Genomic DNA, 24,941 nt, shown 5'->3' with positions numbered 1-24,941 from the left:
ACATTACAAATGATAATGAATGTAAAAAAAGTTAGTGAAGATGCTGTAATACCAGTTTTTGCACATGAAACAGATAGCGGGTTTGATCTGTTTACATGTGAAGAAATAACAGTTGCAGGAAGAAAAAAAGCAATAGCAAAAACTGGATTAGTTTTTGAGATACCTTATGGATGGGGAATACAAATAAAAAATAAATCAGGAATAACAGTTAAAGGAGTACCAACTATTTCTGGTCAAAATGCAGATATAACTGTTTTTGAAGGTACTGTAGATATGGATTATAGAGGCGAAGTAGGTATAATGTTAAAAAATGAAGAAGATTTTGAAATAACTATACCAAAACATACTAAAATCGCACAAGGAGTTCTTAGAAAAGTATATCATTGTGAATTTAGAGAAGTAACAGATGTAAATAAAACAGTAAGAGGAGAAGGTGGATTTGGATCTACTGGAACTACAGTATAAATATTTATAAAGATAAAGCGCTTAGATTTTCTAAGGGCTTTATTTCTATTTTAAGAATTTAATAATTGACTACTTATAATAAGAAATATAAACTAAAAAGATAGTGTATACAAAACTTTCAAATTAAAAATTTATTAGAAATAGGAGGTAAAAGTGAATAATATAATAAAATCAAATAGAGTTAAAGGTATAATGTGTATAATAGGATCTGCTTTTGGATTTGCACTTATGTCTGCATTTGTAAAACTAGCTGGTGATTTACCAAACTTTCAAAAAGTATTTTTTAGAAATTTAGTTTCTGCAATTATAGCTTTATATTTAATAGTTAAGAATAAAGGTAGTATGGTAGGAAAAAAAGAAAATAGAAAGCTTTTATTAATGAGATCATTGTTTGGTACATTAGGTGTAATTCTTAACTTCTATGCTATAGACAAATTAGTTTTATCTGATGCTAATATGCTAAATAAAATTAGTCCATTTTTAGTAGTTATATTCAGTGCAATATTTTTAAAAGAAAAAATAAATAAAAATCAAATTATATCAATAATAATAGCATTCACTGGAGCTTTATTCATAATAAAACCCACTTTTAGTGTAGAGGTAATACCGTATATGGGAGGGCTTATGTCAGCTGTATTTGCAGCATCTGCATATACTTGTTTGAGGGCTATAGGAAACAAAGAAGAGGCTCATACAATAGTATTTTTCTTTTCAATGTTTTCTTTAATAAGTATATTACCAATGTTTATATATGTCTATGAGCCTATGACGCTAAAACAGTTAATGTTTCTATTGTTAGCTGGGATATCAGCAAGTTTAGGACAATTTGGAGTAACATTAGCATATAGATATGCACCTGCTAAAGAAATATCTATTTTTGATTATAGTAATATAATATTCTCTGCAATATTAAGTATATTTATATTTAATCAATATCCAGATAAATTTAGTATAATTGGATATATAATAGTATTTACTGCATCTTATTATGTATTTTTGTATAATAAAAAATTAGATAAAATAGAAAAATCAAAATAAGACTATAAGTTATTTAAAATAACAAAAAATTTTAATTAAAAGGATATATGTAATAATATTGTTAATGGAGAAATTTAAGTAGAAAATAAATTATAATAAGGATGTCAAAATGGAAGATTTAAAAAATTCAATTAAAGAAATAGCACAAAATGAAATAATAAAAGTTGTAATTAGTAATAAAGCTAATAAAGATGTTGAGTATAATAAGATAAATATTTCGATAAAAGAAAAAAATAATAAAGAGTATTACCAAATTGAAAAATTTACAGATAAACAAGTTTTTCATGAAAATATAGAAAAAGAAGAATTAGAAGATAAAATAGTAAACTTAATTTCGGATTATAAACAATTATCTGCCTGGTCTATAACTCATAATTTTGACCTGAAGATATCCAAGAAAGGAAAAGTATTTTTAGGAAAGAAAAAAAGTGATAATTCGAATTTAGTTAATAAAGGCCATAATAAAGAAAAAAATTATATATTAAGAGAAGGAACGATTATACAGCCACTTATTGACCTAGGTGTATTTACCAAAGAAGGTAAGGTTGTTAAATCAATGTATGATAAATACAAGCAAATTAATAGATTTGTAGAGATAATTGATGACGAGATAAAGAAAAATAATTATAAAGAACTTACTATATTAGATTTTGGATGTGGTAAATCTTATCTAACTTTTGTACTATATTATTATTTTGTGGAAATTAAAAATATAAATGTAAAAATGATAGGGTTAGATTTAAAGAAAGATGTAATTAAAAAATGCAATGAAATAGCTAAACGATATGGATATGATAACTTAAGTTTTGAACTTGGAGATATAAATGGATTTAAGTATAATAATAAAGTTGATATGGTAATTACATTACATGCATGTGATACAGCAACTGATTATGCGCTGTACAATGCTATAAAGTGGAATAGTAAGATGATATTCTCAGTTCCATGCTGTCAACATGAATTTAATCATCAAATGAAAGCTAAATCTTTATCTATATTAACTAAATATGGAATAGTACAAGAAAGAGTAGCTGCACTTATGACAGATGCATCTAGAGCTAATTTACTTGAAGCTGTAGGGTATAAAACTCAGTTACTGGAGTTTATAGATATATCTCACTCACCTAAAAATATATTAATAAGAGCATCTAAAGGTAACGTAACTAAGGATAAAAGAGAGAAAGCATTAAATGAGGTAAATAACCTAATAGCTCAATTTAATTTTAATCCAACTTTATACAACTTACTAAAGAATGATAATTTAATATAATAATTGGAGGATATATATGAAAAGAGAAGATTATATTTCATGGAATGATTATTTTATGGGTATTGCCTTATTATCTGGAATGAGAAGTAAAGATCCTTCTACTCAAGTAGGAGCATGTGTAGTAGATAAAGATAATAGAATAGTATCAATAGGATATAATGGATTTATAAATGGATGTAGTGATGATGATTTTCCATGGTGTAGAGAAGGTGAATTTCTTGAAACTAAATATCCATATGTAGTTCATGCAGAGCAAAATGCAATTTTAAATGCTAGAGGGAAGTCATTAGAGGGATGTAGAATTTATGTTAACTTATTTCCTTGCCATGAATGTGCTAGAAATATTATACAATCAGGGATAAAAGAAGTATATTATCTTAGTGATAAATATGCAGAAACGGATTCAATAAAAGCATCAAAATATATGTTTGAAAAAGCTAATGTAAAATTAATACAATTATCTCCAGAGATAGATAAATTTGAAATTTGTTTGAAATAAAAATAATTATTGATTAGTTTAATCGTAAAAATGTAAACATAGATAAGTATGTGAATTTATAATTAAAATCAACAAGAAAAAACCTATAAAAGTTTTTTTCTCGTTGATTTTTTTATTTAAATATGCTATATAAATTAAAATTTCTAAATAAAGTAGATATTAAAATAACCCCCAGTGCTAATGCACCAGCACTACTTAAAGTATTAATTCCAATCTCTAAGGCTTTCATATAATCACCTTTTAAGCAGCTATATAGTGTATTATAAACACCATATCCTGGAACTAAAGGTATTAAGCAACACACACTAAGTATTGTTGCAGGAGTCATAAAAACTCTAGCGCAAATCTCGCAATATATACTAAAAACTATTGCAGATAGAAATAAGGATGAGCTATCTCCTAATCCTTGACTCAGACATAATTTATAAGTAAACCAACCTAAAGCTCCTCCAATGCCTGCTATATATAAGTATTTACCTTTTACATTAAAAAGTAATCCGAAGCTAAGTCCAACACCAAATGCCATGATAACTTCTATAATCATACTATATTCCTCCTAATTTTAAGTATAAATGAAGAATAGTACCAGTTCCAACTGCAGTAGATATACCTATAAAAAGTGCTTCAGCAGCTTTAGCTAAACCTGAAAGCAACTGACCTTCAAGTATATCTCTAATAGAATTAGTAAGAGATAAACCTGGGACTAAAAGCATTATACTACCTGCAACTAATTTATCGAGCTGAGTAATTATACCTAAATTTAAAAGAATTATTGAGTATATAGAAACTAATGCACCACATATACTATTGATAAAAAATTCATTAAGAGATGATTTATTTAAAAATAATGATAATGCTTTTGTTAAAATACCTATAATAAATGCGCAAATAAAATCAGTAAAGCCACCACCAAATAAAATTGTGAATGTTGATGTTGCAATACCTGCAGCAAATAGAGTAGTTTTAAGCGAATAAAAATCCTCTACACATAGTCTTTCTAATTCTTTTTCACAAAAATAAATATCTGGTCTATTTTTATAAATAGTTCTAGATAATGAGTTTATATTATGTACCATATTTAAATCGATGCTACGAGAACTAATTCTTTTAACAACCGAATGTATTTTTCCATCAACTATTATTGAAACCATAACAGCTGTAGGAGATGCAAAAACATCGATATCATCAACATCGAAAGATTGACATATTCTTGTTATAGTTTCCTCAACCCTATAAGTTTCTCCACCACATTGAAGCATCATTTTGCCTGCGGTAGAGGCAAAATTAAGAATTCTATTAATACCCATATTAACCACCTTTCTAATAACAATATTGGTATTATAACATGGATAATGATGGTTAATAAACTGATTTTTTATGATTAGGAAGAATTAGTAAGATAAGTTTGGCAATAAGTAATTATGATTTGATGAAATATATGTTATGCAATAGAATTACTATAATACTGATGAACTATGGGTTTACAAATATTTAATATCTTTTTATTCCATCCAAATTGTAAAAAGAAATTAAGCTCAAGGCTTTCTAAATCAAAAGATGATTGTATTACAATTAAAGCCTTTGTTATTGTTTTATTAGTATATCCATAACCTTTCAATTCAACTATAATTTCGTCCTCTAAATCCAACATTGGATCTTTAGCTTCATTATATAAATCATATGAAATGCTTTGTATACTAGGAATAAGATCTATTGTAAAATTTTGAGTATTAGAAATTTCAGATAAAAGATTTATAGAAGATAAATAACCTTTGTCTTTGCTAACTATGTAGTAGTTTATGTTATCTTTATTAGACCCAATTAGATATCCTAGGTATCCGACTAATTGAAAATCTAAGCTATTTTTTATTCCTGTAGTTACATTTATTTTTTTTATTTTAGCACTAGTATTTAAAGCGTCTATAACTGAATCCTTAAAACTAGTTGTTGATGTTCTATTTGTTGTAAATAAAATTATTAGATCGTTAGGATTAAGTAGATGAGCACCATATAAAGCTCTCATATTAACATTTTCAGTATCAATCAAAAAAAATTTTTCCATATTTTATCCCCCTTGACTTTTTATTACAAGTGAATTATATCCAGAATTCTCATAAATATACATAAAATAATAGGGCAAAGTAATAGTCATCTACATGATAAATTAATAATTTTAGAATTTATTAAATTTATAGACTAAATATATAAAAGTGATTTAAAATAATTAAGCTAATAGAATTAAATTAAAATATTCCTATGTATATAAATTTGTACTAAGTATGACAAGAAAAAGACATAATTATGACACAATTTATTCATGTAATATAGCTATAATTAGTGTTGTTAGTGAAATTATTAAACATCATATAAATTTATAGAGGGGAGTTTAATATGAAAAAATTAAATTTAAAAATAGGGGTAATAGCTTCTTTGCTACTTATAGTAATGAATCCTACTGAATCAAGTGCTATGCATATTATGGAGGGTTTTTTGCCAGTTAAGTGGTCGATAATATGGTCTATACTATTTATACCATTTTTTATCATAGGTTTAAAATCCATAAATAAAATAGTAAAAGATCAACCAAAGAAAAAGTTATTATTAGCTTTATGTGGAGCGTTTGTGTTTGTATTATCAGCTTTAAAGATACCTTCGGTTACAGGAAGTTGCTCTCATCCTACTGGAGTAGGTCTAGGTGCAATATTATTTGGACCAAGTGTAATGACAGTACTAGGGGTTATAGTACTTTTATTCCAAGCGATATTATTAGCTCATGGAGGTATAACTACACTTGGAGCAAATGCCTTTTCAATGGCGATAGTAGGTCCTATAGTGTCATTTTTCACATTTAAGTTTTTTAAGAATAAGATAAACAAGAGTTGGGCAGTATTTATAGCCGCAACATTAGGTGATTTACTTACATATACTGTAACATCTTTACAATTAGCATTAGCATTTCCAGACGCCACAGGTGGAATTGCAAGCTCAGCAATTAAATTTTTAGGTGTATTTTTCTTCACTCAAATACCAATAGCAATTGCAGAAGGTATATTAACTACAATATTATACAATTTAATTGTACAAAATGAAGGTGAGGAGGTTGCATAATATGGATACAAAGGTTAATGACAGAAAAGCTAAAGGAGATAATAAACTTAACTGGATACTATTATTCTTAGCAATTATATTAATAATAATACCACTAGTACTTAATCCACATGCAGAATATGGTGGAGCAGATGGTCAGGCAGAAGAAGCTATAACAGAACTTTCTCCAAATTATGAACCATGGTTTACAAGTTTTTACGAACCTCCAAGTGGAGAAATAGAAAGTTTATTATTTTCGACACAAGCAGCATTGGGAGCAGGATTAATAGGATACTATCTAGGTAGTAAAAAGAAAAAACATTAGAATGGAAAGAGTTAGATTAAAGTAAAGTTATTATAACTTTATTTTAGTATAGCTCTTTTATTTTGTAATTATTTATAAAAACACCATAATATGATAATATATTAAAGAATTAATCTAAGATAAAATTAAAAAATATTAGGGGGGATTAACATTGAATGAATCACTTTTAGTTTTAATTTGTGATGATCAACAATCAGTACATGAGACAGTAGGAGAATATTTAAAGTTAAATGGAATCAATTACATATCAGCATATGATGGATTAGAAGCAATAGAAAAAAATAATATATATAATCCAGACCTAATATTATTAGATTTAATGATGCCTAAGATGTTTGGAGAAGAAGTTTGTAGGGAAATTAGGAAAACTAGTGATGTTCCAATAATTATGCTTAGTGCAAAAGATGAGACTATTGATAGAATATTAGGATTAGAGCTTGGTGCAGATGACTATATTACTAAACCATTTTCACCAAGAGAAGTTGTAACTAGAATAAAAACTGTTTTAAGACGAATAACTCCAAATTCAAATAATGAAAAACATTATATTAAATATAAAGATTTAGAAATAAATTTAGATACACATGAAGTTAGTATAAATGGAGAATCTATTAAGATTACTCCTAAAGAAATGAAAATTTTATTTATGTTAGTATCTAGCCCAGGAAGTATATTTAACAGAGAACATATTTTATCTGAAGTTTGGGGATATGATTATTTTGGGGATACAAGAGTAGTAGATACGCAAATAAAAAGATTAAGAAAAAAGCTTCAAAGAGATGATATAACTTGGGAAATAAAGTCTGTTTATGGTGTTGGATATAAGATTGAGGCTGTATAATGGATATAAAATATTATGAATATATGTCGAATAAATTAGTAAGATTAATAATAACAACATTAATCTTAATGATACTATTTTGTAATTTTACTATGAGCCAATATTTTTTAAAAATAAAGCTTGGAGAAACAGAAGAAAGTTTGAGCAAAATAACGAAAAGATATGAGTATGGCAGATATAGTATAGATAAATTGGCAAGTATATATCCTATAAATAACTCAATTATGCAAGCTTATGATAAGTATGGAAACATAATTATTAGTGAAAGTAAATTCACATCAGATTTAGAATATAAATATTTAACCACGGATGAAGTGGATAAAGCACTTGAATCGTATAAAATCTCAGTTTTACATGGGAATTCAATAAAAGGAATTATAAAAGTAACTGGAATAAAAGGGGATATAATGATTGTAGGTGAACCCTTAAAAGATGAAAATGAAAATATTATAGGAACAATTTTTGTTTTAAAGTTTGCAAGGGAATTTAATAGGGTTATATTTGGTTTAAATACAGTTCTGAGTGTAAGTATGATTTTCATATTTATAGCTATAGTAATACCTATATACTTGGTAAGTAAAAAAGAATTCAGTAAAATGAAAAGTATGACGGAAATGGTAATGAAGATGTATGAAGGTGATTTTTCTGTTAGGTGTGACGTTGATGAAGATAATAAAACAGAACTATTATCTAGTGCACTTAATGATTTAGCAATTCGTTTAGAAAATAGTGAAGGACAATCAAAGTTATTAGAACAAACAAGAAGAGACTATGTAGCAAATGTAACTCATGAACTAAAAACACCTATAACTTCAATTAGAGCAATGGCAGAAATATTAAAAGATGGTAGTTTAGTAGATAAGATAGATAAGGATAAATACTATAGTATGATACTTAGAGAATCTGTAAGGATGGAATCATTAATAAAAGATATGTTGGAATTATCTAGATTACAATCAGGAAAAGCATCTTTAGAAAAAGCTAGAGTTAATTTAAAAGATACATTTTTACAAGTTATAGATGAGTTTAAAATTATATCTGAAGATCTAGATATAGATCTTATTATAGATATAAAATTTGATGAGTTACCTTATGTATATACTAATATTAATCGTATAGCACAGGTTTTAGTAATATTACTAGATAATGCATTTAAATATACTGCTGATAATGGAAGTGTAACATTAAGGGTGGTAAAAGAAGAACATTTTTTAAAGGTGAGTGTATGTGATACTGGAATAGGTGTAGAAGACGATGATATTCCATTTATTTTTGATAGATTTTATAAAGCAGATAAATCACATTCATCTGAAGGAACTGGAATTGGACTGTCGATTGCATGGGAAATAATGAAAAATTTAGATGAAAATATATACTATGAAACAACTGAAAAATATAAATCTATATTTAATTTTACAATACATTATGAATAAGATATAATATTAAAAATTAATTGATAATAGGAATACTATGTGATACCATCAAAGTATATCTAACCTTAAAGGATTAAATATCCCAAGAGAGAAGATTTTTTAACTGAATCGTACTGAGATGCATGAGGGTTAGTCCCGAATGAGAAGGCGATGGTATAAGACAGAATAATAATATCCCCTGCCTATATAGGTATGGGGATTTTTTTAGGGGGATTTATAGTGGATACTAGAATAGCATTAGTTGGTATAATAATAGAAGAAAAAGAGGCAATACCGAAGTTAAATGATATTATACACAACTACGAAAAATATATTGTTGGCAGGATGGGAATACCGTATAGAGAAAAAGGAATATCTATAATAAGTATAATAATTGATGCTACTAATGATATTATTAATTCATTATCAGGAAAATTAGGGATGATCAATGGAATTAATGTAAAAATTAACTATTCAAAGATAAGTAAGTAAATCCTATTTCATCTTAAACCATCACTTTTTGTAAAGTAGTCATATTTAAATCATATCAGAATCAGTTTATTTGACATATTATATAAACTGTATAAATTTAATAAAAAGGGGTATGGAGAAATGTGTGATGTAACAACAAAAAGTGTATATGATGTAAAATCAAGTGTAGCAACAGAATTTATAAATCATGAGGAAATATTAGAAACTATAGAGTATGCAGAGCAAAATAAAAATAACAAAGAATTAATAGAAGGAATTTTAGATAAAGCAAATAGATGTAATGGATTAACTCATAGGGAGGCAGCAGTACTTCTTTCCTGTGAAGATAAAGAATTAATTCAGAAAATGTTTAGCTTAGCAGAAGATATTAAAAAAAGATTTTATGGCAATAGGATAGTAATGTTTGCACCACTTTATCTTTCTAATTATTGTGTAAATGGGTGTGTTTACTGTCCATACCATTTAAAAAATAAAACTATAGCAAGAAAGAAACTTACACAAGATGAGATAAGAAGGGAAGTTATAGCTCTTCAAGACTTAGGTCATAAAAGATTAGCGTTAGAAGCGGGAGAAGATCCCAAAAATAATCCAATAGAGTACATATTAGAATGTATAGATACAATTTATAGTATAAAGCATAAAAATGGAGCAATACGTAGGGTTAATGTAAATATAGCAGCAACAACAGTTGAAAATTACAGAAAACTAAAAGATGCAGGAATTGGAACATATATATTATTCCAAGAAACATATAACAAAGAATCTTATGAGAGGCTTCATCCAACAGGACCTAAAAGTGATTATGCATATCATACAGAAGCGATGGATAGGGCCATGGAAGCTGGAATAGACGATGTAGGATTAGGTGTTTTATATGGGTTAAATACATATAAATACGACTTTGTAGGTATACTTATGCATGCAGAGCATTTAGAGGCTAAGTTTGGAGTTGGGCCTCACACGATAAGTGTACCAAGAATAAGACCTGCTGATGATATAAATCCAGATGATTTCCCTGATGGTGTACCTGATGATGTGTTCCAAAAGATAGTAGCAGTTCTTCGTATAGCTGTACCATATACAGGTATGATAGTGTCAACAAGAGAATCTCAAAAAACTAGGGAAAAGGTATTGCACTTAGGTGTCTCTCAAATTAGTGGAGCATCTAGTACTAGTGTAGGAGGATACGCTGATAGATTTGAAGGTAAGCATGAAAAAGAGAATACAGCTCAATTTGATGTAGATGATAACAGAACTTTAGATGAAGTTGTTAATTGGTTATTAGAAATGGGATATATACCAAGTTTTTGTACTGCCTGTTATAGAGAAGGAAGAACAGGTGATAGATTTATGAAACTTGTAAAATCAGGTCAAATAGCTAACTGTTGTCAGCCTAATGCATTAATGACATTAAAAGAATACTTAGAAGACTATGCATCTTTGGATACCAAAGAAAAAGGTGAATCGTTAATAGATAAAGAAGTAGAGAAGATTCCTAATGAAAAGGTAAAGAAAATAGTAAAAGAACATCTAAATGATTTAAAAGATGGGAAACGTGATTTTAGATTTTAATAATAAAAAAGCTATAAATAGTTTATATAAACTATTTATAGCTTTTTTATTATTAAAAGTGATAGTAAAAGTTATGTGAAATATTTTTTATGTTTATGCTATTTATAAATTAATGTATGGAAATAATTAAATTTATAGGGAGTATAAGTTTATATTGACTATAATATAATAGTTAACTATAATAAAAGTTATCATAGTTAACTATTATTAGTGGCAATTAATATATGGAGGTGAATATAATAAATGGATGTATTTGAAGATAAATCTAGAGAGTTATTAAGCGTCATAACACGGATTAATAAATTAACTCACCATGGATTTAGAAAAAGAACTATGCCTAATAGAGAATTTATGCTTTTAAAGGCAATAAATTGTTTAAAAGATCATAATAATTCCAATGGTCAATTTTTTAAAGGGGTAAAAGCATCGGACTTAAGTAAATATTCTATGATAACAAAACCAGCAATATCAAAGCTTATAAATACATTAGAAGAAAAAGGATTTGTTGAGAGAGTTGCAGATAAGTCAGATAGGAGAGTTGTTTATGTCAACTTAACAAATTCAGGTGAGGAAATACTTATTAAAGAAAATCAGATGTTTGAAGAATTTACTCAAAAAGTTGTTGAAAAAATGGGTGAAAAAGATACTGATGAAATGATACGTTTATTTAAAAAAATGTATGACAGTATTGTTGAAATAAAAAAGGAAAACCAAGAGTTAAAGGAGGATGAGTAAGTGAATAATTTAGTTAAGTATCTTAAAAAATCAACCCTATCTATAATATTTATTGTTACATTACTAGTAGGTCAAGCAGTATGTGAACTTTCGCTACCAGATTATACATCTAATATTGTAAATGTTGGTATACAACAGGGAGGTGTAGAAAATGCAGCTCCTAAAATAATAAGAAAAAGTGAATTAGATAAGATTATGATATTCTTAAATTCATCGGATAAGGGGACTGTATTAGATAATTATAAATTGTTAAGGAAAGATACATTATCAGATAGTGAGTTAAAAGAATATTCAATATTAGAAGAAGAAAATCTTTATGAGTTAAATACCACAGATAAAGATACTATAGATGAATTAAATAATATATTATCAAAACCTATATTAATAGTATCTGGAATTGAAAAAGGTGGAGATCAAGTTGATATTATGAAGAAGCAGTTAATGGCTAATCTTCCTCCACAGTCTCAAACTGAAGATATAGATTTATTTACAATATTATCATCAATACCTAAAGAAAATTTAGATAGTATTATAAATGAAATGGATAAAACATTTGATAATTTACCAGAAACGATGGTTGAACAAAGTGCTATAAACTATGTAAAAGGTGAATATGAGGCTATAGGTGTCAATATAGAAAAATTACAAAATAGCTATATAATAAGAACAGGACTAATAATGCTTGGAATAACGCTATTAAGTGTGATGGCATCGGTATTAGTTGGGTTATTGGGAGCAAAGGTTGCTGCAACATTAGGTAAAGACTTAAGAAGTTCTGTATTTAAAAAGGTTATGTCATTTTCAAATAAAGAAATAACAGAATTCTCAACTGCATCATTAATTACACGTAGTACAAATGATATACAACAAGTTCAAACTATGATGGTTATGTTTTTAAGAATTGTATTCTATGCCCCTATACTAGGATTAGGAGGAGTTTTAAAAGTATTACAAACTAATACATCAATGACATGGATAATAGGTGTAGGAGTAGCAGCTGTTTTAGTTTTAGTAATTATAATGTTCTTAGTTGTTATGCCTAGATTTAAAATATTACAAAGTTTAGTTGATAGAGTTAACTTAGTAAGTAGAGAAATACTTACAGGTCTTCCAGTAATAAGAGCATTTAGTACAGAGAAGTATGAAGAAAAGAGATTTGAAAAAGCTAATAAAGATTTAACTAAAGTTAATGTTTTTGTAAATAGAGTCATGTCATGTATGATGCCAGCAATGATGTTCATAATGAATGCTCTTACAGTTATAATTGTTTGGAATGGTGCACACAGTATAGACAGTGGAAGTATGCAAGTTGGAGACATGATGGCATTTATACAATATACAATGCAAATAGTAATGTCATTCTTAATGATATCAATGGTATCAGTTATGTTACCAAGAGCATTAGTATCACTTGATCGTATAGATAAAGTCATAAATACAGATCTTTCTATAAAAGATCCTAAAAAGGCAGTTGAATTTAACACTGAGAAAAAAGGTGTTGTTGAATTTAAAAATGTATCATTTAGATATCCTGATGCAGAAGAAGACATACTTACAAATATTAACTTTACTGCTAATCCAGGAGAAACTACTGCATTTATAGGAAGTACTGGTAGTGGTAAATCTACACTAATTAACTTAATACCTAGATTCTTTGATGTTACAGAAGGTGAAATATTAGTTGATGGTGTTAATATAAAAGATGTAACACAACATGATTTAAGAGAAAAAATAGGATATGTACCTCAAAAAGGGGTATTATTCTCAGGTACTATTGATTCAAATCTAAGATATGGCAAGAAAGATGCAACAGAAGAAGATATAATTAAGGCATCAAGGATAGCTCAAGCTACAGAATTTATAGATTCTAAGCCTGAAAAATATGATACAGAAATATCACAAGGTGGTAACAATGTATCTGGTGGTCAAAAGCAAAGACTTTCTATTGCAAGAGCTATAGCTAAAAATCCAGAGATATATATATTTGATGATAGTTTTTCAGCTCTAGATTTTAAAACGGATTCAAAACTTCGTAAAGCATTAAAGGAAGAAATTTCAGAAAGTACTATATTAATAGTTGCTCAAAGAATAAGTACTATATTACATGCTGAACAAATTGTAGTACTTGATGAAGGTAAAATAGTAGGTATAGGAACTCATAAAGAGCTTTTAAAAAATTGTGAAGTTTATAAACAAATAGCTTTATCACAACTGTCAAAGGAGGAGCTAGCTAATGAGTAATAATCAAAGACCAAGAAGAGGTCCTATGGGAGGACACGGTCCTATGAAAGTTCAAGGGGAAAAAGCTAAGGACTTTAAAGGAACTATGAAAACATTGATGGGATACTTAGGTAAATTTAAACTTTCTATAATTTTAGTTGTGATTTTTGCAATAGGTAGTGTATCTTTTTCTGTAGTTGGTCCTAAAATACTAGGGAAAGCTACAACTAAAATATATGAAGGATTAGTTGCTAAAGTTTCAGGTACAACGGGAGCAGGAATTGATTTTGATGCAATAGGTAGAATATTACTTATTTTAATTGCATTGTATATATTAAGTGCTATATTCTCATTTATACAAGGATTTGTTATGAGTGGAATATCTCAGAAAGTAGCATATAACTTAAGAAATGAATTATCAGAAAAAATAAATAGAATGCCTATGAAGTATTTTGATAGTAAAACTCATGGAGAAGTATTATCTAGAATAACTAATGATATAGATACTTTAAGTCAGAGTTTAAATCAAAGTATGACTCAATTGATAACATCAGTAACTACAATTATAGGTGTATTAATAATGATGTTATCTATAAGTTGGTTAATGACTGGCGTTACATTAATTATACTACCTATATCAATGATATTAATATCATTAATAATAAAAAGATCTCAAAAATACTTTAAAGCTCAACAAGAATATCTAGGACATGTGAATGGTCAAGTTGAAGAATTATATAGCGGTCATAACATAGTTAAAGTATTCAATGGTGAAGATGAGGCTATAAGGGAATTTGATAAATTAAACAATACTTTATATCAATCAGCATGGAAATCACAATTCTTATCAGGTATAATGCAACCATTAATGATGTTTGTAGGAAATTTAGGATATGTTGTTGTTGCAATACTTGGAGGATGGTTAGCAATAAGAAACACTATAGAAGTCGGTGACATCCAGTCGTTTATACAATATGTAAGAAATTTCACTCAACCGCTGTCACAAGTAGCTCAAGTTACTAATTTATTACAATCTACGGCAGCTGCTGCAGAAAGAGTATTTGAATTTTTAGATGAAGAAGAAGAAGATCAATTTGTAGAAAATGCAGTTAGTATTGAAGGGTTAGAAGGTAGAATTGATTTTGAACATGTTAGATTTGGATATAATCCTAATAAAGTAATAATAAAAGACTTTACAGCACATGTTAAGCCTGGACAAAAAATAGCTATAGTAGGTCCTACAGGAGCTGGTAAAACAACTATAGTAAAATTACTTATGAGATTCTATGATGTTAACTCTGGTGCAATACTAATTGATAATCATAATGTAAAAGATTTCAATAGAAGTGAATTGAGACAATTATTTGGTATGGTTTTACAAGATACATGGTTATTTAATGGAAGTATAAAAGATAACATTAGATATGGTAAATTAGATGCAACTGACGAGCAGGTTATAGAAGCGGCAAAAGCTGCACATGTTCATCATTTTATAAAAACATTACCAGATGGATATAATATGGTATTAAATGAAGAAGCAAGCAATGTATCTCAAGGCCAAAAACAATTACTTACAATTGCTCGTGCAATACTTGCAGATCCTAAAATACTTATACTAGATGAAGCCACAAGTTCAGTAGATACTAGAACTGAAATATTAATTCAAAAAGCTATGGATAATCTTATGGAAAATAGAACTAGTTTTATAATTGCGCATAGATTATCTACTATAAAAAATGCGGATTTAATATTAGTTATGAATGAAGGAGATATAATAGAAATAGGAAATCATGAAACTTTAATTTCGAAAAATGGATTCTATGCAAATTTATATAACTCTCAATTTGAAAAAGATGAAGCTATATAATTTAATATTGATTAATTAAAGAATATAAATTAAAATAATATAAGCTTTACAATATAAATAAACATAACAGCTAAGAAGGTGAATAAATTTTTTACGTTTTAATAAAAGATTTATTCACCTTCTTTAATATATATTGAATTATTATATAAATCTAGTATACTAGTAATAAGAATTAAAAAAGTAGGAACTGATAGCGTTAAGGTTAGGGAGTGAATTTAGTTGATATTGTACGAAAGAAATGAAAAGGAAACCGGAAAAGAATATGCATATAGAGTATTAAAGGATAATATAATGTCTTTAGAATTAAAACCAGGCGAACTATTAAGTGAACTTGAGTTAGCTGAAAAATTAGATTTATCAAGAACTCCTATTAGAGAAGTTATAATGAAGTTGAAAAATGAACACTTAATAGAGGTTAAACCTCAATCTGGAACATATGTATCTTTAATAGATATGGACTTAATAGAAGAAGCGATATTTATGAGGTTTGCAGTAGAAGAAAAAGTTTTAAAATTAGCCTGTGAAGATTTCCCTAATAGCGTTATGTTAGAACTAGAAAAAAATGTTTTTGCTCAAGGGATAATAGCAGATATAGATGGTGGAGAAAATGAATTCCATAAGTTAGACACATGTTTCCATGAGTTACTATTTAAAGGTGTTAAAAAGGAGCATATTTGGCAGAGTATATTAAATATAAGCACACATTATAATAGATTAAGATTATTAACTCAGAAAAAGGATTCTAAAAGATCTGTAGTTGAACAACATGAAGAGTTTTTAAATGTAATAAAGAATAAAGATAAAGATAGAGTAGACTCTTTGATAGATGAGCATATGAAGTTCTCTATGAAAAGTTGGGACTACATAAGAAAATATGATGGGGAAATGTCTAAATATTTTAAATAAAATTTAAATAAGAAGTTGGATTATTTTGTATATAATTTGATTTCTTATTTTTTTCATATAGATCTTGTATACAAATTATTAATTTATAATAATTTAATAAAAAAATAACAAAAAAATATTGAAAAAATAATGTTGTGATGTATAATAATACTATATTGGTATACAAGAAAAAGCTTTCATAAAAATAATGTAAGAACTTATTCATTTATAAATAAGGGCAATATTATTTTTAGATTATGGAAAATACTTTAAAATCAACGGATATCATAAATTTTTATTAAAATATATTTTAGAAAATAAAAAGTATATTTTTTTATAAAAAAATTGGTATACAAGATAAATAGAGGGGGTTCTATGTTAGAAAAAATAAAAGATGAAGGAATTGTAGCTGTTATTAGAGCTAACGACCATGAAGAAGCAATGGGATATATAATAGCATGCTTAAATGGAGGAATTAAAGCATTAGAACTTACTTATACAATACCTAATGTAGTGGAACTTATAACTGAAGTTAAATCTAAATATAAAAATGCATTAGTTGGTGTAGGTAGTGTGCTCAATAAAAAGATGGCTAAAGATGCTATTGAAGCAGGAGCTGAGTACGTAGTTAGTCCAGGGTTTTCTGATGAGGTTAATGATGTATGTAGAGAACTAGGAGTAATATACCTACCAGGTTGCATGACTGTTACTGAAATAATGAATGCATTAGAAAAAGGAAATAAAATGGTTAAGTTATTCCCTGGTGATATGTTTGGAGCGAAATATGTTAAATCACTAAAGGCTCCAATACCTCATGTTGAAATAATGCCAACTGGTGGAGTTAGTATAGATAATATAGATGAATGGTTTAAAATGGGGGTTTCTTGTGTTGGAGTTGGAAGTTCACTATTCAATGCAGGTAGCTTAGAAGATATAGAAAATTTAGCTAAGGAGTTTGTAAATAAAATTGAAAAGATTAGAAGTTAAAGATGACGGAAAAGTATTAGGATTTGGAGACGTTATGCTAAGGCTTACACCTTTTAATCATCAAAAAATAATACAAGCAAATTCTTTTGAAGCAACTTATTCTGGTGGAGAAGCAAATGTTATCTGTAGTTTAAGTATGTTTGATCATGATACTAAGTTTCTTACCAAAGTGCCAAACAATCCATTAGGTGAAAAAGTAATAAAGGATTTAAATTCTTTTGGAATATGTACAAAAGATGTTACAAAAGGTGAAGGAAGACTTGGTATATACTTCTTAGAACAAGGTAATGGACTTAGAAATTCTAAAGTGACTTATGACAGAAAGTATTCAGCAATATCACTTGCTAAAAAAGATGAATTTGAAATCGAAGAAATACTTAAAGATGTTAAGTTAGTACATATGTCGGGTATAAATCCTGCACTAAGTGAAGAACTTAAAGGTTTAACTCTAGAGATAGCTAAAGAAGCTAAAAAAAGAGATATAGTAGTATCTTATGATTCTAATTATAGATCAAAGCTATGGAGTCTTGAAGATGCTGGAAGGTTCATGTTAGATATACTTCCTTTTGTAGACATTGCATTTTTAGGAATATTAGATTTTAAAAATATACTAAAATATGAGATATCAGAATCTAAAAAGTTTGAAGATAGCTTAAGTGATTTATATAAGAAATTATTTGAAAAATATCCGAACTTACAATACGCTAGTTGCACTAAAAGAAAAGTAAACTCAGTAAGTAACAACTCTTTACAAGGATTTTTATTTGATGGAGAAAATTTAAGTAAGTCAAAGGTATATACTTTTGATATATTAGATAGAGTTGGAGGAGGAGATTCTTATACAGCAGGTATACTACATGGACTATTAAATAAAATGAAGAATGATGATGTAGTTGAATTTGCGACTTGTGCAAGCTCTTTAAAGCATAGTATACAAGGTGATATAAATTTAGTTTCACTAGAAGATGTTGAAACACTTATGAATTTAGGGATAGAAAATATAAAAAGATAAAATAAATATATTTTAAGGAGAATTATTTATATGAGTAAAGAATTAAGAAGTCTAAGCATGGATTGCTTAACTCAATCACAAAGAGAACATCATGAAAAAGTATTAAATAGCCCAGTAAAAATAATGCAAGTAGGAGAAGGAAACTTTTTAATGTCATTCTTTGACTGGATGGTAGATCAAGCTATAAAGAAAGGGAACTACAATGGTTCAATAGCATTAACTTGTCCTTTAAACTATGATGGAAAGATTAATACATTAAACTCTCAAGATAAACTATATACAGTGGTACAAAGAGGGTTTAAGGGAGATAATGAAATATTCGAACAAGATATAATATCTGTATTTTCAAAAGTATTCAATTATAATGTAGAATGGGATACTTTTATGAATATAGCAGAGCAAGAAAGCTTAGATGTAGTAATATCAAATACAACAGAAGCTGGACTTGCATATAAAAATGTTAGCTTAGAAAACGTTGCGACAGAAGGGTTATATCCAGGGAAACTAACAGCGTTCTTAATGCATAGATTTAATACATTAGGACATATTTCTAAGAAATTACTTATATTCCCTTGTGAATTGGTAGCAGAAAATGGGAGAGTATTAAAAGAATTTGTAGCAAAACATGCTGAAGATTTCGGAGCTTCAGAAGAATTTAAAGCTTGGGTTAATGAAAATTGTGTATTCTTAAATAACTTAGTTGATAGAATAGTTCCAGGTTATCCAAGAGAAGATTCTCAAGCTTATTTTGATAGATTTGGATATAAAGATGAAGCAATGTCTATGTGTGAGCCGTTCTTCTTATGGGCAATAGAAGGAAGTGAAGAATTAGATAAAATATTACCACTAAAAGAATCAGGGCTTAATGTTCAATGGTTAGAATCTTTACATGATACTCAACTATTAAAGGTAAGAATACTAAATGGATCACATACATTAATCACCCCTCAAAGTATATTAAAAGGATTTAACCAAGTTGATGAAGTTGTTGAAAATGAGCAAATGAAAGAATACTTAAATGAAACATTACAAAAAGAGATATTACCTTCATTAAAAAATAAAACTGGAAATAAAGAAGAATTTGCATCAACAGTTCTTGGAAGATTTAGAAATCCACATATAAAACATAAGTTAGAGTCTATATCTATGAACTCAGTATCTAAATTCCAAAATAGATTATGGCCAACCATAAAGTCATTTATAGAAGATAATAATAAATTTCCAGAAAATATGATGATAGGTTTAGCAGGGCTTTTAAGATTCTATCAAATAAGTAAGAGAGAAAATGGATATGTTGGATATGACTTTAATGGAAATGAATATAAAGTATTTGATACTCCAGAAGTATTAGAATTTATGGAGAATGCAAACTCCAAGTTTGAAGAAAAAAATGAAGAGTATGTAAGATATGTATTAAGTGAAGATAAACTTTGGGGAGAAGACTTAACTAAATATTTAAATATAGTGGAAGTTGTAACTGAAAAATTACAAGCAATGGAGAAGGAATATGAGCCAGTTCATTAAGATAAATAAGGAAGACGATGTAGTTGTATTATTAGCTGATGGTGTCCAAGGGGACATCATCAGCATAGAAGATAAAGAGATAAAATTATTACAAGATACACCAAAGGGACATAAGGTTGCAGTAAAAGAAATACATAAGGGGAATGATGTATTAAAATACGGATACAGTATAGGTAAGGCTAAAGAAGATATAAAAATTGGAGAGTGGATACACTCTCACAATATGGGTACAGGATTAGATGGAATACTAGATTATGAATTTAACAAAAATGATTTAAAATATGACAAAAAAAATGAAGACATCTACTTTAAAGGATATGTTCGTGAAAATGGAGATGTTGGAATTAGAAATGAAATATGGGTTATAAATACAGTAGGTTGTATAAATAAAACATGTGCATTGTTAGTTAAAGAAGGAAATAAACTTATAAATGATAAAGTTGATGGAGTGCACTATTTTGAACACCCACATGGATGCTCTCAATTAGGAAGCGATTTAGAAAATACAAGAAATATACTTGCAGGATTAGTTAATCATCCAAATGCAGCGGGAGTTTTAGTAGTAGGTCTTGGGTGTGAAAATAATACACTAGCAAGTTTTAAAGAAATCTTAGAGCCTATAAATCACAATAGAATAAAATTCTTAAATATACAGGATGTTGAAGATGAAATTGAGGAAGGAAAAAAGCTGATATCAGAGTTAGTTGACTATGCTTCTAAATTTAAAAGAGAAGATGTTCACATATCTAAATTAAAGATAGGTCTTAAGTGTGGAGGTTCAGATGCATTTTCAGGAATAACTGCTAATCCATTGTTAGGAAGACTATCAGATGAAATAGTTTCATTAGGAGGAACTTCTATACAAACTGAAGTACCTGAGATGTTTGGAGCTGAAACTATATTATTTGACAGAGCTGTTGATAAAAATGTATTTGATAAAAGTGTTGATTTAATAAATGACTTCAAAAGATACTTTATGAGATATGATCAAGTTATATATGAAAATCCATCTCCAGGTAATAAAAAGGGTGGAATAACAACATTAGAAGAAAAGTCATTAGGTTGTGTTCAAAAAGGTGGAAAAGCTATAGTAACAGATGTACTTGGATATGGTGAAAGAGCACAAAAAACAGGTCTTAATTTACTGTATGGTCCAGGGAATGATCAAGTTGCAGTTACAGTTCTAGCTGCTGCAGGAGCTCATATGGTATTGTTTACAACAGGTAGAGGAACTCCATTTGGAGGTTCAGTGCCAACACTAAAAATATCTACTAATACAGACTTATATAATAAGAAGAAGCACTGGATAGATTTTAATGCTGGTGAATTAATAGAAACAAAAGATACTCAATCTGTAGATGACTCATTCTTTAAGTTAATACTTGATACAGCATCAGGAGAGTACATAGCTAAAAATGAGCAATATGGATATAGAGAAATATCAATATTAAAAGATGGTGTAACTTTATAATAGGGGGAGTTAAATATGTTAAAAGAACTTACAAAAGTTAGAAAATTTATGGATGAAGACTTTTTATTACAAAATGAAACAGCTAAATACTTATATCATGAACATGCAAAGAATATGCCAATATTCGATTTTCATTGTCACTTAATACCAAGTGAAATAGCTGAAGACAAAAAGTATAATAATATAACAGAAATATGGTTATATGGTGACCACTATAAATGGAGAGCTATGAGAAGCTTTGGTATAGATGAAGAATATATAACTGGAAGTAAAAGTGATTTTGAAAAGTTTAAAGCATTTGCAACAGCTATGCCTTATTTAATAGGAAATCCTATATATCACTGGTCTCACTTAGAATTAAAAACATATTTTGGTGTAGAGGAAACATTAAGTGAAAAGAATGCAGAAGAGATATGGAATAGATGTAATGAAGTTATACAAAGTGATAACTTTAGTGCAAGAAGTATAATAAAAAAATCAAATGTTAAGTATATAGCAACTACCGATGATCCAGCAGATGACCTGAAATACCATATACAAATAGCAAAAGATGAAAGTTTTGACTGTGAAGTAAGACCGACATTAAGACCTGATAAAGCAGTTAAAATAGGTAATGAAGGATTTGCTGAATATATAAAAGTATTAGGTGTTACTGAAGATATTGAAATAACTAGCTATAAAGAGCTTATGAAAGTTTTAGAAAAGAGAATAGAGTTCTTCGTAGAAAATGGTTGTACAATAACTGACCATGCTATGGATAGGGTTTACTTTAAGAATACTAATGAAGAAGAAGTAAATGAAATATTTGTAAAAGCTATAAATGGAGAAGAATTAACTCAGGATGAAATAGAAAAATATGCTACTTTAACTATGGTTAATTTAGGTAGAATATATGCTAAACACAATATGGTTATGCAGTTACATATAGGAGCGTTAAGAAATAATAATACTAGAATGTATAAAAAATTAGGTCCAGATGTTGGATTCGATAGTATAGATGATGGTGAAGTAGCTCAGCCTTTATCTAGACTATTAGATACATTAGATGGAGAGGATAAACTTCCAAGAACGATATTATACTGTCTAAATCCAAAAGATAATGAAGTACTAGGAACTATGCTAGGTAATTTCCAAGGTGGAGGAATAGCAGGTAAAATACAATTCGGTTCTGGATGGTGGTTTAATGACCAAAAAGATGGAATGGAAAGACAGATGATGGCTTTATCCCAATTAGGCTTATTAAGTCAATTTGTAGGTATGCTTACAGATTCTCGTAGTTTCTTATCATATACAAGACATGAGTACTTCAGAAGGATCTTATGCAATTATATAGGCGGACTTGTTGAAAATGGAGAGTATCCAGCTGATATGGAAGTTCTAGGGGAAATTATAGAAAATATTTGTTACAATAATGCTGCTAAGTATTGTAAAGGTAATTAATAATTAAATATTCCTCTAATTTTATTTCAATAAAATTAGGGGAATTAATGAAAATTCAATTTTTTATTAAAAAAATATTATTTTTTTTTAATAAAAAATTGAAAATTTTAAGTTAATATGTTATATTATTAACATGATGAATTCTAGTATACTAGCATTCAAGTTGAAATATATATAGAGAAAGGTGGATATTAGATGAAAATAGGAAAACGTATTACTGCATTATTGCTAGCTGCAGCTATTGGAATTGTGGCTGTAGGATGCAATAAAGTAGATGGGGCAGAAAAAAAAGTTAAAGTAGTAAGAGTTGCGCATGGTCAAAATGAAGAACACCCTCAACATAAGGCGATGTTAGAATTTGAGAAATACGTAGAAGAGAAGACTAATGGGGAAATCGATGTACAAATATTCCCAAATGAATTACTAGGTGCTACATCTCAAGCTGTAGAGCTATCTCAAACTGGAGCTGTAGATTTAGTAATAGCAGGACTGGGAACATTAGAAGCATTTAATGAATGCTACACAGTTTTTAACTTACCTTACATAATGGATAGTACAGAGCATTATCATGCGGTAATGAATGATGAAGATATAATGAGCTCTGTATATGAATCAACAAGACAAAGTGGATTTGTAGGATTAACTTGGTTTGATGCGGGTGTAAGAAATATATATACAACTAAGAAAGCTATAATGGAACCAGATGACCTAAAAGGTCTAAAGATAAGAGTTCAAACAAGTCCTACAAATGTAAAAATGCTTCAAGCATTAGGAGCATCACCAACACCAATGTCATTTGGAGAAGTTTATACAGGATTACAACAAAATGTTATAGATGGTGCAGAAAATAATGAATTAGCATTAATTAATAATAAGCACGGAGAGGTTGCTAAACATTACTCTTACAACATGCATGCAATGTTACCAGATATATTAATCGCTAGTACAGATTTACTAGATAATAAATTAACTGAAGAACAAGCTAAAATTGTGATGGAAGCAGCAAGTTATGCAAATAAATTTGAAGTAGACTTATGGGAAGATGCTGCAGCAGAAGCAAAAGAAAAAGCAGAAGCTATGGGGGTTCAGTTCTATTACCCAGATATAAAACCATTCCAAGATAAAATGAAAAATTTACATGCTGAATATACTAAAGATGAGAATATGAAAGCTGTATATGATAAGATACGTGAAAAAGGAGATGAAATACTAGCTAAGAATGCGAGTGTGGAATCTGAGCAGGAATAATAAATATTAGTGAAATATATTATTAAAGGAGAATATAAATGGAAGCTCTTAGAAAAGGTTTAGATAAAATTTTAGAAGTTGTATGCTGTATATTACTATCGTTAATGACTATATTTGCTACATGGCAAGTTGCATCAAGATACATATTCAATAAGCCAAGTACTGTAACTGAAGAGTTAGTATTAATTTGCTTTGTATGGATGGGCTTATTAGGAGCTGCATATGTATTTGGAAAACAAGAACATATGCGTATGTCATTTTTAGTGGATAAGCTTTCTGAAAGAAATCAAACTAAGGTTAAGTTATTTTCAGAAATAGTTGTTATATTATTTGCTGCGTTAGTATTAGTATTTGGAGGTCTTAGAATGTCTCAGTTATCAATGGGGCAAACGTCTTCATCATTACAAATCCCAATGGGATATATATACCTTGCATTACCTTTATCAGGAATAGTAACAATAATATATAATATTTTAAATATATCAGATATTATCAAAGAACTATCAAGTGGAAAAGAAGTAAAGAATAAGAATACTAAAACGGCATAATTA

The 24,941-nt window shown here is 28.3% G+C and carries 24 protein-coding genes; 21 read left to right on the top strand and 3 right to left on the bottom strand.

Annotated elements, in window-relative coordinates:
- The first annotated feature begins 9 nt into the window (after positions 1-9).
- From dut to I2A66_RS05200, 4 genes are all read left to right on the top strand, one after another.
- Positions 10-465: a dUTP diphosphatase gene (gene dut / locus I2A66_RS05215; protein ID WP_122640088.1), complete on the top strand. Its 456-nt coding sequence runs from the start codon at positions 10-12 to the stop codon at positions 463-465.
- Positions 466-618: 153 nt separating this feature from the next.
- Positions 619-1,503, top strand: coding sequence for a DMT family transporter (locus I2A66_RS05210; protein ID WP_122640087.1), 885 nt, complete (start codon positions 619-621; stop codon positions 1,501-1,503).
- Positions 1,504-1,612: 109 nt separating this feature from the next.
- Complete coding sequence (locus tag I2A66_RS05205) at positions 1,613-2,773, top strand: class I SAM-dependent methyltransferase (RefSeq protein WP_122640086.1); 1,161 nt, start codon at positions 1,613-1,615, stop codon at positions 2,771-2,773.
- Positions 2,774-2,789: 16 nt separating this feature from the next.
- Positions 2,790-3,272, top strand: coding sequence for a deoxycytidylate deaminase (locus I2A66_RS05200; protein ID WP_147516288.1), 483 nt, complete (start codon positions 2,790-2,792; stop codon positions 3,270-3,272).
- Positions 3,273-3,384: 112 nt separating this feature from the next.
- Here the strand turns inward: I2A66_RS05200 and I2A66_RS05195 are convergent, their stop codons facing one another.
- The 3 genes from I2A66_RS05195 to I2A66_RS05185 form a co-directional block, all read right to left on the bottom strand.
- Positions 3,385-3,816 (bottom strand): threonine/serine exporter family protein, encoded by a 432-nt coding sequence (locus I2A66_RS05195; RefSeq protein WP_122640084.1) that lies wholly within the window; start codon positions 3,814-3,816, stop codon positions 3,385-3,387.
- 1 nt (position 3,817) lies between these two features.
- Positions 3,818-4,579 carry a threonine/serine ThrE exporter family protein gene (locus I2A66_RS05190; protein WP_122640083.1) on the bottom strand — a complete coding sequence of 254 codons (762 nt, stop codon included), beginning with the start codon at positions 4,577-4,579 and terminating at the stop codon, positions 3,818-3,820.
- A gap of 134 nt (positions 4,580-4,713) precedes the next feature.
- A complete protein-coding gene (locus I2A66_RS05185) occupies positions 4,714-5,334 on the bottom strand; it encodes a PIN domain-containing protein (RefSeq protein ID WP_195251147.1) in 621 nt (206 codons plus the stop codon).
- A gap of 329 nt (positions 5,335-5,663) precedes the next feature.
- Here I2A66_RS05185 and I2A66_RS05180 point away from each other — a divergent pair, with 329 nt between their 5' ends.
- From I2A66_RS05180 to I2A66_RS05100, 17 genes are all read left to right on the top strand, one after another.
- Complete coding sequence (locus I2A66_RS05180) at positions 5,664-6,380, top strand: energy-coupling factor ABC transporter permease (RefSeq protein WP_195251146.1); 717 nt, start codon at positions 5,664-5,666, stop codon at positions 6,378-6,380.
- 1 nt (position 6,381) lies between these two features.
- Positions 6,382-6,684: an energy-coupling factor ABC transporter substrate-binding protein gene (locus I2A66_RS05175; protein ID WP_122640080.1), complete on the top strand. Its 303-nt coding sequence runs from the start codon at positions 6,382-6,384 to the stop codon at positions 6,682-6,684.
- Between the two features lie 151 nt (positions 6,685-6,835).
- The gene (locus I2A66_RS05170; protein ID WP_122640079.1) at positions 6,836-7,525 is read left to right on the top strand and encodes a response regulator transcription factor; all 690 of its coding nucleotides are present in this window, start codon (positions 6,836-6,838) and stop codon (positions 7,523-7,525) included.
- A gap of 23 nt (positions 7,526-7,548) precedes the next feature.
- The gene (locus tag I2A66_RS05165) at positions 7,549-8,958 is read left to right on the top strand and encodes a HAMP domain-containing sensor histidine kinase (RefSeq protein ID WP_195251145.1); all 1,410 of its coding nucleotides are present in this window, start codon (positions 7,549-7,551) and stop codon (positions 8,956-8,958) included.
- A gap of 219 nt (positions 8,959-9,177) precedes the next feature.
- Entirely contained in the window at positions 9,178-9,429 is a 252-nt protein-coding gene (locus I2A66_RS05160; RefSeq protein ID WP_122640077.1) for a TM1266 family iron-only hydrogenase system putative regulator, read from the top strand.
- 120 nt (positions 9,430-9,549) lie between these two features.
- A complete protein-coding gene (gene hydG / locus I2A66_RS05155) occupies positions 9,550-11,001 on the top strand; it encodes a [FeFe] hydrogenase H-cluster radical SAM maturase HydG (protein ID WP_122640076.1) in 1,452 nt (483 codons plus the stop codon).
- A 243-nt stretch (positions 11,002-11,244) separates the two neighbouring features.
- Positions 11,245-11,736 carry a MarR family winged helix-turn-helix transcriptional regulator gene (locus I2A66_RS05150; protein WP_195251144.1) on the top strand — a complete coding sequence of 164 codons (492 nt, stop codon included), beginning with the start codon at positions 11,245-11,247 and terminating at the stop codon, positions 11,734-11,736.
- Positions 11,737-13,977, top strand: coding sequence for an ABC transporter ATP-binding protein (locus I2A66_RS05145; protein ID WP_195251143.1), 2,241 nt, complete (start codon positions 11,737-11,739; stop codon positions 13,975-13,977). It begins immediately after the preceding gene.
- Complete coding sequence (locus I2A66_RS05140; protein ID WP_147516293.1) at positions 13,970-15,823, top strand: ABC transporter ATP-binding protein; 1,854 nt, start codon at positions 13,970-13,972, stop codon at positions 15,821-15,823. The genes I2A66_RS05145 and I2A66_RS05140 overlap by 8 nt, the downstream gene beginning before the upstream one ends.
- 219 nt (positions 15,824-16,042) lie before the next feature.
- Positions 16,043-16,729 carry a GntR family transcriptional regulator gene (locus I2A66_RS05135; protein WP_122640072.1) on the top strand — a complete coding sequence of 229 codons (687 nt, stop codon included), beginning with the start codon at positions 16,043-16,045 and terminating at the stop codon, positions 16,727-16,729.
- Between the two features lie 354 nt (positions 16,730-17,083).
- On the top strand, positions 17,084-17,695 hold the full coding sequence (locus I2A66_RS05130; protein WP_122640071.1) for a bifunctional 4-hydroxy-2-oxoglutarate aldolase/2-dehydro-3-deoxy-phosphogluconate aldolase: 612 nt from the start codon (positions 17,084-17,086) through the stop codon (positions 17,693-17,695).
- Positions 17,676-18,707, top strand: coding sequence for a sugar kinase (locus I2A66_RS05125; protein WP_195251141.1), 1,032 nt, complete (start codon positions 17,676-17,678; stop codon positions 18,705-18,707). Before I2A66_RS05130 ends, I2A66_RS05125 begins: the two co-directional genes overlap by 20 nt.
- Positions 18,708-18,737: 30 nt before the next feature.
- Positions 18,738-20,231: a tagaturonate reductase gene (locus I2A66_RS05120; RefSeq protein WP_195251140.1), complete on the top strand. Its 1,494-nt coding sequence runs from the start codon at positions 18,738-18,740 to the stop codon at positions 20,229-20,231.
- Complete coding sequence (locus tag I2A66_RS05115) at positions 20,215-21,702, top strand: UxaA family hydrolase (protein ID WP_122640068.1); 1,488 nt, start codon at positions 20,215-20,217, stop codon at positions 21,700-21,702. The genes I2A66_RS05120 and I2A66_RS05115 overlap by 17 nt, the downstream gene beginning before the upstream one ends.
- 15 nt (positions 21,703-21,717) lie before the next feature.
- Complete coding sequence (gene uxaC, locus I2A66_RS05110) at positions 21,718-23,142, top strand: glucuronate isomerase (RefSeq protein WP_147516296.1); 1,425 nt, start codon at positions 21,718-21,720, stop codon at positions 23,140-23,142.
- A 195-nt stretch (positions 23,143-23,337) separates the two neighbouring features.
- Positions 23,338-24,390 (top strand): TRAP transporter substrate-binding protein, encoded by a 1,053-nt coding sequence (locus tag I2A66_RS05105; RefSeq protein WP_207734732.1) that lies wholly within the window; start codon positions 23,338-23,340, stop codon positions 24,388-24,390.
- Positions 24,391-24,428: 38 nt separating this feature from the next.
- A complete protein-coding gene (locus I2A66_RS05100) occupies positions 24,429-24,938 on the top strand; it encodes a TRAP transporter small permease (RefSeq protein ID WP_122640066.1) in 510 nt (169 codons plus the stop codon).
- Positions 24,939-24,941 lie beyond the last annotated feature (3 nt).

The sequence above is a fragment of the Romboutsia sp. 1001713B170207_170306_H8 genome (genome assembly GCF_015550495.1).
Classification (GTDB): Bacteria; Bacillota; Clostridia; order Peptostreptococcales; family Peptostreptococcaceae; genus Romboutsia_E.
Note: the sequence above shows the minus strand (reverse complement) of the source record. Positions and strands in the feature narration are given on the sequence as shown.

Coding starts and splice junctions, on each gene's coding strand:
- I2A66_RS05200 (WP_147516288.1), top strand. CDS start 2,790: ATGAAAAGAGAAGATTATATTTCATGGAATGATTATTTTATGGGTATT.
- I2A66_RS05115 (WP_122640068.1), top strand. CDS start 20,215: ATGAGCCAGTTCATTAAGATAAATAAGGAAGACGATGTAGTTGTATTA.
- I2A66_RS05195 (WP_122640084.1), bottom strand. CDS start 3,816: ATGATTATAGAAGTTATCATGGCATTTGGTGTTGGACTTAGCTTCGGA.
- I2A66_RS05185 (WP_195251147.1), bottom strand. CDS start 5,334: ATGGAAAAATTTTTTTTGATTGATACTGAAAATGTTAATATGAGAGCT.
- I2A66_RS05120 (WP_195251140.1), top strand. CDS start 18,738: ATGAGTAAAGAATTAAGAAGTCTAAGCATGGATTGCTTAACTCAATCA.
- I2A66_RS05130 (WP_122640071.1), top strand. CDS start 17,084: ATGTTAGAAAAAATAAAAGATGAAGGAATTGTAGCTGTTATTAGAGCT.
- I2A66_RS05165 (WP_195251145.1), top strand. CDS start 7,549: ATGTCGAATAAATTAGTAAGATTAATAATAACAACATTAATCTTAATG.
- I2A66_RS05180 (WP_195251146.1), top strand. CDS start 5,664: ATGAAAAAATTAAATTTAAAAATAGGGGTAATAGCTTCTTTGCTACTT.
- I2A66_RS05105 (WP_207734732.1), top strand. CDS start 23,338: ATGAAAATAGGAAAACGTATTACTGCATTATTGCTAGCTGCAGCTATT.
- dut (WP_122640088.1), top strand. CDS start 10: ATGATAATGAATGTAAAAAAAGTTAGTGAAGATGCTGTAATACCAGTT.
- I2A66_RS05205 (WP_122640086.1), top strand. CDS start 1,613: ATGGAAGATTTAAAAAATTCAATTAAAGAAATAGCACAAAATGAAATA.
- I2A66_RS05190 (WP_122640083.1), bottom strand. CDS start 4,579: ATGGGTATTAATAGAATTCTTAATTTTGCCTCTACCGCAGGCAAAATG.
- uxaC (WP_147516296.1), top strand. CDS start 21,718: ATGTTAAAAGAACTTACAAAAGTTAGAAAATTTATGGATGAAGACTTT.
- I2A66_RS05140 (WP_147516293.1), top strand. CDS start 13,970: ATGAGTAATAATCAAAGACCAAGAAGAGGTCCTATGGGAGGACACGGT.
- hydG (WP_122640076.1), top strand. CDS start 9,550: ATGTGTGATGTAACAACAAAAAGTGTATATGATGTAAAATCAAGTGTA.
- I2A66_RS05100 (WP_122640066.1), top strand. CDS start 24,429: ATGGAAGCTCTTAGAAAAGGTTTAGATAAAATTTTAGAAGTTGTATGC.
- I2A66_RS05175 (WP_122640080.1), top strand. CDS start 6,382: ATGGATACAAAGGTTAATGACAGAAAAGCTAAAGGAGATAATAAACTT.
- I2A66_RS05150 (WP_195251144.1), top strand. CDS start 11,245: ATGGATGTATTTGAAGATAAATCTAGAGAGTTATTAAGCGTCATAACA.